The following is a 13,272-nucleotide window of genomic DNA, read 5'->3' as shown; positions in this document are numbered from 1 at the left end:
CCACGCACGATGACCCACCGCGACGCTTTTCTCGCCAATGGCGGCGACGCCGGCGCACGCACGCTCGAGAAGGACTGGCGCGCCCACCCGCTCGGCCCCACGCAGGACTGGCCGGCCTCGCTGCGCATGTCGCTCGGCATGGTGCTCGGCTCTTCCTTCCCCAGCTTCATTGCCTGGGGCGAAGAACTGTTCATCTTCCACAACGACGCCTACACGCCCATGCTGGGCAACAAGGCGGCGGCCGCGATCGGCCTGCCCTTGCCCCAGCTATGGCCGGAAGTCTGGGACACCATGGCGCCGCTGGCGCGCCGGGTGCTGGACGGCGAGGCCCTGTTCTTCGAGAACTTCCAGCTCACGGTCGAGCGCAAGGGCTACCCCGAACAGGCCTGGTTCACCTTTTCCTACAGCCCCCTGCGCGACGAAGCCGGCAGCGTGACCGGCCTGCTGTGCACCGTGGTCGAAGTCACCGACAAGGTGCTGGCCCTGGCGCGCCACAAGGAAGCCGAGGAACGCTACGCCCTGAGCCTGGAAGCGTCGGGGAACATCGGCACCTGGGCCTATGAACTCGACACCGGCGCCACCTTCGTCGACGAACGCTTCGCGCGCATGTTCCAGGTCGATGCCGCACTGGCGCGTGCCGGCACCGAGCTGGCGCGCTTTACCGGCATGATCCACCCGGACGACCGGCCGCGCGTGGTCGCCGCGATCGAGCACGCAATCGCTACCGACACCCTGTACGACATCGAATACCGGATCCCCCAGCTCTCGCGCGACGACGTCTGGGTGAATGCGCGCGGCAAGGTGTTCAGCGACGTCGCCACCGGCAGGCGCCGCTTCGCCGGCGTCGCGGTCGACATCACACAGCGCAAGAACGACGAGCTGGCGCGCCTGGACAGCGAGCGCAAGGCGCATGAGGCGTCCCTGCGCGAACTGGAAAACCGCCGGCGCCTGGATTCCCTGCTCGACGCCGCACCGGTGGGCATCTTCTACGTGGACGGCGGCGGCTGCCTGCTGCTGGCCAACGCGGCCAACCGCCGCATCTGGGGCGAGCACCCCGAGACTGCGACCCTCGACGACTACGGCCAATGGAAAGCATGGTGGCCGGCGGGCACCCCGGACGCCGGACGCCAGCTCGCCAACGATGAATGGCCGGTCACGCGCGTGCTGGGGGGCGAAGACTTCCACGGCATGATCGCCGAGATCGAACCCTTCGGCGCCCCCGGCACACGCAGGACCATCCTGATCCGCGCCGCCGCGATCCGCAACGAACAGGGCGAGATCGTCGGCGCGGTCGGCGCCAACATGGACATCAGCGCCCAGGTGGCGGCGGAACGCGCGATGCGCGACAGTGAAGCCAAATTCCGTTCCATCACGAATCTGATACCGCAGCTGATCTGGTCGGCCGGCGCGAACGGCGTCAACGACTACCTGAATACCCGCTGGAGCGAGTTCACCGGCCTGCCGGTAGAGGAGCTGGGCGGCCACGGCTGGGTCAACATCGTCCATCCGGACGACCTGGCCGGGCTGCAGGCGGCGTGGGCGCGCAGCCTTTCAAGCGGCGCGCCTTACGAGGTGGAGCACCGGCAGATGCACCACAGCGGCGAATACCGCTGGGTGCTCAACCGCGCCCTGCCGGTCACCGGCGAGGACGGCGGCATCGTGCGCTGGATGGGCGCCGTCACCGACATCCACGACAAGAAACGCAGCGAGGAAGAGCTGAAGGCGGCAGCGCGCCGCAAGGACGAGTTCCTGGCGATGCTGGCCCACGAACTCCGCAATCCGCTGGCGCCGATCAGCAGCGCGGCGCAATTGCTGGGCCACGTCGCCGGCGACGCCGGCAAGGTGCGCCAGGCCAGCGAGATCATCGGCCGCCAGGTGCGCCACCTGACCGGCCTGGTGGACGATCTGCTGGACGTCTCGCGCGTGACCCGCGGGCTGGTCGAGCTGCAGCACGAGCGGGTCGACCTGAAGGCCGTGATGGCCAGCGCAGTCGAACAGGCGCGCCCGCTGATCGAGGCGCGCCGCCATCGTCTCGACCTGGCGCTGGATGCCGCCCCGGCCTGGGTCGACGGCGACCGCATCCGCCTGGTGCAGGTGATCGCCAACCTGCTCAACAACGCCGCCAAGTACACGCCGCAGGGCGGCGCGATCACGCTCGCGCTCGACGCCAGCGAAACACATGCCTCGATCTCGGTACGCGACAACGGCATCGGCATCGATCCGGGGCTGCTGCCCCAGGTCTTCGAACTGTTCACCCAGGCCGAGCGCACGCCCGACCGTGCCCAGGGCGGCCTGGGACTGGGCCTGGCGCTGGTGAAAAGCCTGGTTGGCCTGCATGGCGGCAGCGTCGAAGCGCTCAGCGGCGGGCCAGGCATGGGCAGCACCTTCCGCATCGTGCTGCCGCTGGTGCAGGCCGCCCGGCCGGTGCAGGCCTCAGCCGGCGCCATACCTGCGGTGGATGCCCCGGCGGCGCGCCATATCCTGATCGTTGACGACAACGCAGACGCCGCCCAGTCGCTGGCCGACATCCTGCGCGCGTTCGGCAACCAGGTGGCGGTGGCCCACGATCCGCAGCATGCGCTGGCAGTGGCGGAACAGGACTGGCCCGAGGTCTTCATCCTCGACATCGGCCTGCCGGACATCGACGGCTATGCGCTGGCGCGGCGGCTACGGGCGATGGCGGACGGCCAGCCCGGGCGCGGCCCGGCCCTGTACCTGGCCCTGACCGGCTACGGCCAGGCGCACGACAAGGTGCTGTCGAAGGCGGCCGGCTTCGACCGCCACTTCGTCAAGCCGGTCGACCTGGAGGCGCTGCTGGCCGCGCTGGCGGAAGCGCCTGCGGGCGGGAACTGAGCAAGGCCCCTTAGCGCGGTTCAGCGCGGCCGGCCGGCCAGCGCCTGCAAGGCCTTCAGCACATCCTCGCGCGCCGCCGCCCAGCCGCTCTGCGCCAGCACGGGCGCGCATTGCGCGCAAGGCTCGAAGGGATTGCAGGCGTGGTCGCTCGCGACATAGCGCGTGCCCGTCACCAGCTTGGCAGCGCGTTCGTCGGTACGGCCGGCCGGCGCCGGCTCGCCGTCTTTCGGCAGCCAGCGTTCGAAGGGCTCGAGCGCGACGCCGTTGGGCACATACCAGCGCTTGCGGGTGGGATTCCAGCGAGCGCCGAGCTCGCGGGCCTGGTCTTTTTCCGCGTACGGAACATTCAGAAACGTCATGCCGCCATCATACCATCCAGGCGGCCCAGGACATCCTGGAGGTCTTCCAGCCTGTAGGGCTTGGCGACGATCCAGAACGGGAAGCCGACCGCGTCCCGGCCCGGCGCGCCGTAGCCGGAGGCGAAGGCCACCTGCAGCGCCGGCTGCTCTACCAGCGCCAGGCGGGCCAGGTCGACGCCCGACTTGCCGGCCAGGTCGATGTCGGTGAACAGCAGGTCGAAGCGGCTCTCGCGCAGCAGGCCGGCAGCAGCGTCCAGGGTGGTCGCCCCGCGGGCATCGTGGCCCAGCGCCTCGAACAGGCTGCAGGCCATCTGCATCAGGTCCGGATTGTCTTCCGCCACCAGGATGCGGCGGCGCACGGCTGCCGGCGCCGCGTCGCCCGCCGCCGGCGCGGCGGGCAGCGTCCGGTTGGCCAGCAGGTGGCGCACCTTGCGCGCCAGCTGGTCGCGGCCGTAGGGCTTGGACAGCAGCTCGACGCCCGGATCCAGCCGGCCGCCATGCACGATCGCGTTCTGCGTATAGCCGGAGGTGAACAGCACCGCCAGCCCCGGCAGATGGGCCTTGGCCTGGCGCGCCAGTTCCGGGCTGCGCAGCGGTCCGGGCATCACGACGTCGGTGAACAGCAGGTCGATCGGGATGCCGCTCTGGACGATCACCAGCGCCGCGGTGGCGTTGTCCGCCTTCAGCACGCGGTAGCCCAGGCTACCCAGCATCTCGACCACGGTGCGCTGCACCGCCGGGTCGTCCTCGACCACCAGCACGGTCTCGCTGCCGCCTTCCACCGGGCCGCCGGTCAGGCGGGTCACGCTGGTCTCGAGCTCGAAGCTGCGTGGGAAGTACATCTTGATCGTGGTGCCGTGTCCGATCTCGCTGTAGATGCGGAAGTGGCCGCCGGTCTGCTTGACGAAGCCGTAGGCCATCGACAGGCCCAGGCCCGTGCCCACGCCTTCCGGCTTGGTCGTGAAGAAGGGTTCGCAGGCGCGTTCCAGCACCTCCTTGCTCATGCCGCTGCCGGTATCGGACACCGCGATCATCACGTACTGGCCGGGCTTGATGTCCGGCTCGGCAGCCACGTAGGAATCGTCGAGCAGCGCATTGCCGATCTCGATCGTCAGCCGCCCGCCGCCCGCCATCGCGTCGCGCGCATTGATCGCCAGGTTCAGGATCACGTTCTCGAGCTGGTTCGGATCGACCACGGTGTTCCACAGGCCGCCGCCGCGCACGGTCTCGATCTGGATCGTCTCGCCCAACGCGCGCCGCAGCAGGTCGTCCATGGCGCCGACGATGCGGCCCGGGTTCACGACCACCGGCTGCAGCGGCTGGCGCCGCGCGAAGGCCAGCAGCTGCGAGGACAGCTTGCCGCCGCGCTCGACCGCTTGCAGGGCCGTCTCCAGCAGCTGCTGGCTGTCGCCGGGCAGGCGCCGCCGCAGCAGCTCGAGGTTGCCGCCGACGACCTGCAGAATGTTGTTGAAGTCGTGCGCGACGCCGCCGGTCAGCTTGCCGATCGCTTCCAGCTTCTGCGAGCGCTGCAGCGCGTGCTGGGCCGCCGACAGCTCTTCGGTGCGGGCGCTGACCAGCGATTCCAGCTCCATCTGGTGGCGCGCCAGCTCGTCCTGCGCCTGCTTCTGCTCGGTCACGTCGCTGCCCTGCACGAAGATGCCGATCGGCGCGCCCATCGGATCCAGCACCGGCTGGTAGATGAAGTCGAGGTGGCGGGTGGTGCTGGCGCCGTCCGGACCGCTGCGCAGTTCGACCGGCACGGCGCGCCCGATGAAGGCCTTGCCGGTGCGGTAGACATCGTCGAGCAGCTGCGGGAAACCCTGCTCGACCACTTCGGGCAAGGCTTCGCGGATCGACTTGCCGATCAGCTCGCGGCCGCCGGTCAGGACGCGGTAGGCAGCGTTGGCCAGCTCGAACACGTGGTCCGGCCCACGCATCACGCAAATGAAGCCGGGCGCCTGCTCGAAAAGGCGCTGCAGGTGCATCTTGTCGCCCTGCAGTTCGTTGGCCAGCTTGAGGGCCGAATGCGCTTCGGCCAGGGCCGCGGTGCGCTGCTCGACCATGCGCTCGAGTTCTTCCTGTTTGCGGCGCAGGCCGTCCTCGGCCAGCACCCGCTCGGTGACGTCGTTCCCCTGCGAGAAGATGCCGACCACGCTCCCGCTTTCGTCGACGATGGGCTGGTAGACGAAGTCGATGTAGCGCATCACCGCCTGGCCGCCGCTGGCCGGGATCACGCCCAGCGGCAGCGCCGTGCCGACGAAGGTCTGGCCGCTCGCGAACACCTGGTCGAGCAGCTCGAAGAACTGCTGGCCTTCCAGCTCCGGCAGCGCCTCGCGCACCGGCTTGCCGATGATGTCCTTGAAGCCCGCGAGCCGGTGGTGCGCATGGTTCTGCAGCTCGTACACGTGCTGCGGACCGCGGAAGAAGCAGACGAAGCCTGGCGCCTGCTCGAACAGGCGCAGCAGTTCGCGGTAGGGACGGCTGATCTTGGCCTGTTCGAGGGCGGATTCGGTGGCGAGGGTGGATGCTTGACCGGTCTGGGAAAGGCTCATGTGGCGTCGGGTAGCTCGGGCTGGGCCGCTATGGCGAAATGCAAAACGGCAATTCCCGCCATGTTACCTTCTAAGCGCCGCCGAGACAATAAAGCCGTCCTCCCGAACGCGGGGTTCAGCGCTGCATGCCCCAGCGCCTCACCGTCAGCCGCTCGACCGCATCGAACACGAGGTGCTCGAACAGCAAGCCGATCACGATCACCGTCGCCAGCCCGGCGAAGACCTTGTCGGTGAACAGCTCGTTACGGCTCTGGAAGATGTACCAGCCCAGACCTCCCTTGCCCGAGGTGGTGCCGAACACCAGCTCGGCCGCGATCAGCGTGCGCCAGGCAAAGGCCCAGCCGATCTTCAGGCCGGACAGGATGGCTGGCAGGGCAGCCGGTATCAGGATCTGGGCGACCATGCGCAGGCCGCCCAGACCGTAATTACGGCCGGCCATGCGCAGCGTGTCCGGCACCGCGCGGAAGCCGGCGTAAGCGTTCAGCGCCAGCGGCCACATCACCGAATGCACCAGCACGAATACCAGGCTACCCTTGCCCAGCCCGAACCACAGCAGGGCCACCGGCAGCAGCGCGATCGCCGGCAGCGGATTGAACATGGCGGTCAGCAGCTCCAGCAGGTCGCGCCCGAGGCGGCTGGACATCGCCAGGGTCGTCAGCAGCAAGGCGCCGGCGACGCCGGCCAGGTAGCCCTGCAGCAGCACCGCCAGCGACACGCCGACGTAACGCGGCAGCTCGCCGGAAACGACGCCCTCGACGAAGGCCCTGGCGGTCTGCAGGAAGCCCGGCAGCAGCAGGTCGTTGCCCGCCAGCCGCGCCGCCCATTCCCACAGGGCCGCCAGCGCCAGCAGCAGCAAACCCTTGCGCAGCCAGCCGGCCTGCAGCACATGGCCCAGCACTTGCGCGCCCGAGCTGGGCGGCGGCGCCGGCTTCGTTGCGTGCTGCGCCAGCGGCAGCTCGTACTCGGCGCGGATCACGGGATCGATATGGGCGCTCATGAGAATACCGCCCGCGCTGTGCTGCCGCCCGCTTCGGCCCCGGCGTGCTTCAGCTCCGCGCCGAACAGCAGCTCATGGATGCGATGCGCCGCCGCCTGGAATTCCGCGCTGCCGCTGCTGGAAAGGCCAAACTGGTGGCTGTTGATCTCGGCCCGCACGCGGCCCGGATGCGGCGACAGCAGCAGGATGCGGTTGCCGACCACCAGCGCCTCCTCGATCGAGTGGGTCACGAACAGCATGGTGAAGCCCACCTCTTCCCACAGCGCCTGCAGCTCTTCCTGCATGCGCCGGCGCGTCAGCGCGTCGAGCGCTGCAAAGGGTTCGTCCATCAGCAGGATGTCGGGCTGCATGGCCAGCGCGCGGGCAATCGCCACCCGCGCCTTCATGCCGCCGGACAGGGTGTGCGGATACGCGTCCGCAAAGCGCGCCAGCCCGACCTTGTCCAGCCAGTGCAGGGCGCGCGCCTCCGCTTCCCTGCGCTTGGCGCCGCCGGCCAGCAGCGGGAACATCACGTTCTGCTTCACCGTTTTCCACGGCGGCAGCTGGTCGAACTCCTGGAATACGACGATGCGGTCCGGACCCGGCTTCACGATGCGCCGCCCGCGCAGCAGCAGCCCGCCGGAGGTCGGCTGGACGAAACCGGCGATGGCCTTCAGCAGGGTCGACTTGCCGCAGCCCGAGGGCCCGAGCAGGACGAAGCGGTCGCCCTGGTAGACGTCGAAGTTCACCTCGTGGGTGGCGCGCACGATGCCGGCGCCGGACGCGTAATCGATGCTGAGATCCTGCGCGCGCAGCAGCGGCGCCGGCAGGGGCTGGAAGGGATAGAGCTTCATGCGGCGCCCTCCCCTCAGCTGCCGGCCGCCAGGGCCGGATGCTCGAAGAAGTAGTCGCGCCAGGAAGCGGCGCGGGTCTTGATGGCGCCGGCCTCCTGCAGGAACTGGGCCAGCCCCAGCGTATTCTGCGGCGCCACCTTGAACTGGATCTGCGGATTCCGGATCACCTTCAGCAGGAAAGCGCGGTCGGTTTTGGCCTTGGTCACGCGCAGGTAGGCGTCGGCCGCCAGCTCCGGATTGGCCGTGATCAGCTGCGCCGCCTCGTTGAGCGCATCGACGAAGGCGCGGTAAGTCCTGGGATTCTCCTTGACCCACTTCTCGGTGGCGTACAGCACGGTCGAGGAACTCGGCCCGCCCAGCACGTCGTAGGAGTTGATGACGATGTGGGCCTTCGGATTGCCCGCCAGTTCCTGGTCCTGGAAAGGCGGGTTGCCGAAATGGCTGTTGAGTTCCGTCTGGCCGGCGATCACGGCGGCGGTGGCGTCCGGATGCGGCACCGACTGCGTCAGGCGGTCCAGGCGCGTGTACTGCGCCGTGCCCCACTGCTTGGCGGCCGCCATCTGCAGGATGCGGGCCTGCACAGACACCGTCACCGCCGGCAGCGCGATGCGGTCCTTGTCGCTGAAGTCGGCGATGGTCTTGACCTGCGGGTTGGTGCTGACCAGGTAATAGGGGAAGTTGCCGAGCGAAGCGATACCCCTGACGTTCTGGCGCCCACGGGTGCGGTCCCAGATGGTCAGCAAGGGGCCGACGCCGGCGCCGGCGACGTCGATGGAGCCCGACAGCAGCGCATCGTTGACGGCGTTCCCGCCCGACAGCTGGACGTAGTCGACCTTGACCGGCACGCCCTGGGCCCTGGCGTGCTTCTCGATCAGCTTCTGGTCCTCGGCCACGTTGAGCAGCAGGTAGACCAGGCCGAACTGCTGGGCGATGCGCAGCTGCCCTTCGGCACGAGCGGGCGCGGCGACGGCGGCGGCGAGCGCCAGCGCGGACAGGCCGGCGGCGAATTTCGGGAAAGTGATGCGCATGATGGTCATCTTCTCGGTGGGTTCAGAACGGCACGTCGCCTTCGATCGTGGTGCGGTACAGCTTGCGGCGCTGGTCGTCCGGGCAGCCGGCCGCCAGGTGCATCAGCGAGCGGTTATCCCAGAACACCATGTCCTGCGGCTGCCACCGGTGACGGTAGATGTGCTCGGGCCGGGTGCTGTGCTCGAACAGTTCGTCCAGCAGCGCACGGCTCTCATCCTCCGGCAGGCCGACGATGTGGGTGGTGAAGTGCTCGCTGACGAACAGCGCCTTGCGCCCCGTCTCCGGGTGGGTGCGCACGACCGGGTGCACGGCCGGTTTGACCTCGCCGACCTGGGCCTGCGTCAGCGCCGGCCGCCAGGGGTTGCGCTTGCGCAGCTCTTCATAGCGGGCCAGGTAGCTGTGCTCCGCCTTGAGGCCGGCGACGGCGCGCTGCAGGTAGGCGGGCAGGCGTTCCCAGGCCGTGTGCTGGTTGGCGAACAGGGTGTCGCCGCCTTCCGCCGGCAGTTCCTGCGCGTGCAGCATCGAGCCGAGGCTGGGGGTCTCCTTGTACGAGAGGTCGGAATGCCAGAAGTGGCCGGCGTCGCCGAGGCCGATCGGCTGGCCGTTCTCGCGGATGTTCGAGATGACCAGCACCTCCGGGTCGGACGCCAGTTGGAACTGGCGCAGCACATGGATCTGCAGCCGTCCGAAGCGCCGGCTGAAGGCCACCTGCTGGGCGGGCGTGATGTTCTGGTCGCGGAAGACCAGCACGTGGTAGTCCAGGTGGGCGCGGTGCAGGCGCGCAAAGTCGTCTTCCGATAGAGGCTGGGACAGGTCGAGGCCCAGCACCTCGGCGCCGAGCGGGGCATCGAAGGCCTTGACGGCGAAGCGCTGGCGGGACGGCGCGATTTCTTGAAGGACGGCGGACATGGGCGCTTCCGGATGAGTCGAGATGCGCCCAGCTTATGCCCGCACGATACACAGGACAACGAAGCTTTTCGAGAAACCAAATGCAGATTTTGATGGTGCGGCTAGCGGCAGACCGCGTCCAGATCCCCGGCCGCCGGCACCTGCGGCAAGTCGTCGAGCTTGAGCCCGCGTTCGCGCGCCGCACGCTCCGGCAGGATGCCGTTGCCGGATTGCGGCCCCCCCTCAAGGTAGGCCGGATCGCGCTGGGCCTGCGCCAGCGGCACGTAGCGGGCGCCGGCCGCGTCCAGCCGCGCCATCACCTCGGGCAGGGTCGCGGCGCTCCATGCGCCCATGTGGGTCAGCAGCACCTGCGGCACCATGCGCCCGTAAACACGCTGCGACAAGGCCTGCATGCGGGCGATGCCGGCGTCGACCCGCAGCAGGTAGCTGCGCCGCATGGCCTCGATCGCGCCCTGGTCGCCTTTCGCCAGGCAGCGCGCGTAGGTTTCGGTATAGGCCCAGTCGTCGAAGCTCAGGCTGACGTCGGCGATGCGGTAGCCCTCGCGCCGCAGCCAGGCCAGGGCGCGGTCGTGGCGCTCCGGCTTGCTGCCGGCATCGAGGTAGGGGTAGCGCAGCACATGCCAGTCGGCGCCCCGCATGCGGCTGGCCAGCGGCGCTTCCCCGCGTTTGACGTCCTCCTGCCAGGCCGCCAGCGAAGGCGCCTGCGACAGGCCGAGATGACTGGCGGTGTGGTTCCCCAGCGGATAGCCGGCGCGGCGCCACAGGTCGAGCACCGCCTCGCTGCCCGGCGCATCGCGCAGGCGTGCGGCGTTGACGAAGCCCCAGGCCTCGGGCACGCGGTGCGCCTTCAGGGTGTCCAGGTAGGACGCGGCGATGCCCGGCCAGCTCATCCCCGCCGGCAGCGTGCCGTGCGCGCTCAGGTCGTCGACCGTGACGGCGATCTCGAAGCCGGGGCCGGGAGCGGCGCCGGCGCTGCCCGCCAGCAGCGCGCAAAGCCAGAAATGGGGTCGCATGCAATCTCCTCCGCGATGGCGATCATTCGTATGTTCACGCAATCATACACAACCATACGAGTTTGCTCCACATCTTGCAAGCTTGCTGGAAATCCTTTATGGTTGCGGTAACATTCAAGGAGACCCCATGCACATCCAAGGCGAAATGACCATTGGCCGCCAGGCCATCCGCGGCACTGGCGGCAGCGTCCACGCTTATGCCCCTGCCACCCACGCCACCCTCGAACCGGCCTTCGGCCTGGCCACGGCCGACGACCTGCAGGCCGCCTGCAGGCTGGCCGAAGAAGCCTTCGACAGCTACCGCGCCACCGGCCTGGAGGAGCGTGCGCGCTTCCTCGAGACCATCGCCCAGCGCATCCTCGATATCGGCCCGCTGCTGATCGAGCGCGCCGGCCAGGAATCCGGCCTGCCCGCCGCCCGCCTCGAGGGCGAGCGCATGCGCACCGTGAACCAGCTGCGCCTGTTCGCCAAGGTGGTCCGCGACGGTAACTTCCTGAGCGCGACCCTCGACTCGGCCCTGCCCGAGCGCACGCCGCCGCGCCCGGACCTGCGCATGCGCCGCATCGCGCTGGGCCCGGTGGCCGTGTTCGGCGCCTCCAACTTCCCGCTGGCCTTCTCGGTGGCCGGCGGCGATACCGCCTCTGCACTGGCGGCTGGCTGTCCGGTAGTGGTCAAGGCCCACAACGCCCACCTCGGCACCGCGGAGCTGGTCGGCAAGGCGGTCCAGCAGGCCGCCATCGACTGCGGCATGCCGGAAGGCGTGTTCTCGATGCTGATCGGCGAAGGCCGCTCGATCGGCCAGGCCCTGGTCGCCCACCCGGCCATCAAGGCAGTCGGCTTTACCGGCTCGCGCCAGGGCGGCCTGGCCCTGGTGGCCACCGCCAACGCGCGCAAGGAACCGATTCCGGTCTATGCCGAAATGAGCAGCATCAACCCCTTCTTCCTGCTGCCGGGCGCACTGGCCGCCGGCGGCGCCAAGCTGGCGCAGGGCTTCGTCGATTCCCTGACCCTGGGCGTCGGCCAGTTCTGCACCAACCCTGGCCTGGCGATCGGCCTGCAGGGTCCGGAACTGGACGCCTTCAGCGCCGCCGCCGGCGACGCCCTGCAGGCCAAGGGCGCGGGCACCATGCTCACCGCCGGCATCCACCAGGCCTACGTGGGCGCGGTCGGCAAGCGTGACGGCATCGAAGGCGTGCGCCTGGTTGCGCGCGGCTCCAACGAAGGCCAGGGCTGCGCCGCCCAGGCCGCGCTCTACCAGTGCGATGCCGCCACCTTCCTGGCCAATCCGGAACTGGAAGAAGAGATCTTCGGACCGGCCTCGCTGCTGATCGCCTGCCGCGACGAAGCCGAGCTGCTGGCCGTCGCCGCCCACGTCGAAGGCCAGTTGACCGCCACCGTGCATGCCAACGCCGCCGACCGTGCGCTGGCCGCGAAGCTGCTGCCTGCGCTCGAGCGCAAGGCCGGCCGCATCCTGTTCAACGGCTTCCCGACCGGCGTCGAGGTCTGCCATTCCATGGTCCACGGCGGCCCCTTCCCGGCCACCTCGGATGCGCGTTCGACCAGCGTCGGCGCCACCGCGATCGAGCGCTTCCTGCGCCCGGTGTGCTACCAGGACGTGCCGGCCGAGCTGCTGCCGGAAGCCCTGCGCGACGGTAATCCGCTCGGCCTGGCGCGCACCGTCGACGGCCAGCTGCAAGCCCCGAACCAGGGCTGATCGTGGAGCGCGGCGCCGGCGGCGCCGTGCTGAATGTCGCGGCCGCCGGCCTGCCTCGCGGGCCGGCTCTCAAGGCCTGCCTGGTCACCTCCGCCGCGCACGGTTACCATAGCGGCGACACGCTGGCCCCAGACTCCTTTGAGATCATGAGCAAACCCTTCCACCGCATCCTCCTGACCGGCGCCGCCGGCAACCTCGGGCGCCGGCTGCGCCCGCACCTGCACCAGTTCGCCGACATCGTGCGCCTGGCCGACCTGGCCGACGTCGGCCCCGCCGCAGCCGGCGAAGAAGTGGTCCAGTGCGACCTCGCCGACCGCGACGCCGTGCTGCGCATGTGCGAAGGCGTCGACGCCGTACTGCACTTCGGCGGCATCTCGACCGAAGAGGCTTTCGAGCCCATCATGCAGGCGAACATCCTCGGCATGGCCAACCTGTACGAGGCCGTGCACAAGCTGGGCATCCGCCGCGTGGTGTTCGCCAGTACCAACCACACCATGGGCATGTACGAGAACACCCAGGTCGTCGATGCCTCCATGCCGCCACGGCCGGACGGCTACTATGGCCTGTCCAAGGTGTTCGGGGAATCCATGGCCCGCTACTACTGGGACCGTTTCGACATCGAGACCGTGTGCATCCGCATCGGTTTCTGCTGGCCGGAACCGATCGACCATCGCTCGATGTGCTGCTGGCTGAGCCTGGACGACCTGGTCGAGCTGCTGCGCCGCTCGCTGCTCACGCCGCGCGTCGGCCATACGATCACCTTCGGCGTCTCGGCCAACGAGGGCCTCTGGTGGGACGACCGCCACGCCAGCTACCTGTGCTACCAGCCGAAGGACAGCTCGGCGCAGTTCGCGCACAAGCTGCCGGAATTTGCCGGCTACCCGGATCCGGACGACATCACCAGGATCTACCAGGGCGGCGCCTTCCTCAATAACGGCCCGAAGTACAAACCCTGAACCGGAGCACCTGAAAAACCCTCATGGCAGCGTTGCATTCGTCTCGCCGTACTAGCG

At 69.2% G+C, this 13,272-nt stretch carries 10 protein-coding genes; 3 read left to right on the top strand and 7 right to left on the bottom strand.

What is annotated here, in order from left to right; translation table 11 throughout:
- The first annotated feature begins 9 nt into the window (after positions 1 to 9).
- Positions 10 to 2,853, top strand: a complete 2,844-nt coding sequence (locus tag AC07PE_RS10845) for a PAS domain-containing hybrid sensor histidine kinase/response regulator (RefSeq protein WP_498764077.1) — start codon at positions 10 to 12, stop codon at positions 2,851 to 2,853.
- Between the two features lie 20 nt (positions 2,854 to 2,873).
- Here the strand turns inward: AC07PE_RS10845 and AC07PE_RS10840 are convergent, their stop codons facing one another.
- The 7 genes from AC07PE_RS10840 to AC07PE_RS10810 form a co-directional block, all read right to left on the bottom strand.
- The gene (locus AC07PE_RS10840; protein ID WP_498764075.1) at positions 2,874 to 3,212 is read right to left on the bottom strand and encodes a DUF5710 domain-containing protein; all 339 of its coding nucleotides are present in this window, start codon (positions 3,210 to 3,212) and stop codon (positions 2,874 to 2,876) included.
- Complete coding sequence (locus AC07PE_RS10835) at positions 3,209 to 5,764, bottom strand: hybrid sensor histidine kinase/response regulator (protein ID WP_498764074.1); 2,556 nt, start codon at positions 5,762 to 5,764, stop codon at positions 3,209 to 3,211. Before AC07PE_RS10835 ends, AC07PE_RS10840 begins: the two co-directional genes overlap by 4 nt.
- A gap of 115 nt (positions 5,765 to 5,879) precedes the next feature.
- Positions 5,880 to 6,761: an ABC transporter permease gene (locus AC07PE_RS10830; protein WP_498764072.1), complete on the bottom strand. Its 882-nt coding sequence runs from the start codon at positions 6,759 to 6,761 to the stop codon at positions 5,880 to 5,882.
- Entirely contained in the window at positions 6,758 to 7,594 is an 837-nt protein-coding gene (locus tag AC07PE_RS10825; protein ID WP_498764068.1) for an ABC transporter ATP-binding protein, read from the bottom strand. Before AC07PE_RS10825 ends, AC07PE_RS10830 begins: the two co-directional genes overlap by 4 nt.
- 14 nt (positions 7,595 to 7,608) lie before the next feature.
- Positions 7,609 to 8,622, bottom strand: coding sequence for an ABC transporter substrate-binding protein (locus AC07PE_RS10820; protein WP_498764066.1), 1,014 nt, complete (start codon positions 8,620 to 8,622; stop codon positions 7,609 to 7,611).
- Between the two features lie 22 nt (positions 8,623 to 8,644).
- Positions 8,645 to 9,532 carry a TauD/TfdA dioxygenase family protein gene (locus tag AC07PE_RS10815; protein ID WP_498764064.1) on the bottom strand — a complete coding sequence of 296 codons (888 nt, stop codon included), beginning with the start codon at positions 9,530 to 9,532 and terminating at the stop codon, positions 8,645 to 8,647.
- A 101-nt stretch (positions 9,533 to 9,633) separates the two neighbouring features.
- Positions 9,634 to 10,545, bottom strand: a complete 912-nt coding sequence (locus tag AC07PE_RS10810) for a polysaccharide deacetylase family protein (protein ID WP_498764062.1) — start codon at positions 10,543 to 10,545, stop codon at positions 9,634 to 9,636.
- A gap of 127 nt (positions 10,546 to 10,672) precedes the next feature.
- On the opposite strand from AC07PE_RS10810, the gene AC07PE_RS10805 reads away from it, so the two are divergent.
- Both AC07PE_RS10805 and AC07PE_RS10800 read left to right on the top strand, forming a co-directional pair.
- On the top strand, positions 10,673 to 12,259 hold the full coding sequence (locus AC07PE_RS10805; protein WP_498764060.1) for an aldehyde dehydrogenase (NADP(+)): 1,587 nt from the start codon (positions 10,673 to 10,675) through the stop codon (positions 12,257 to 12,259).
- Between the two features lie 146 nt (positions 12,260 to 12,405).
- Entirely contained in the window at positions 12,406 to 13,215 is an 810-nt protein-coding gene (locus tag AC07PE_RS10800; protein WP_498764762.1) for an NAD-dependent epimerase/dehydratase family protein, read from the top strand.
- The last annotated feature ends 57 nt before the right edge of the window (positions 13,216 to 13,272 follow it).

Source organism: Telluria sp. GW821-FHT07G12 (assembly GCF_059418525.1).
The sequence above is the reverse complement of the archived record's forward strand: the minus strand, read 5'-3'. Positions and strand labels throughout refer to the sequence as shown.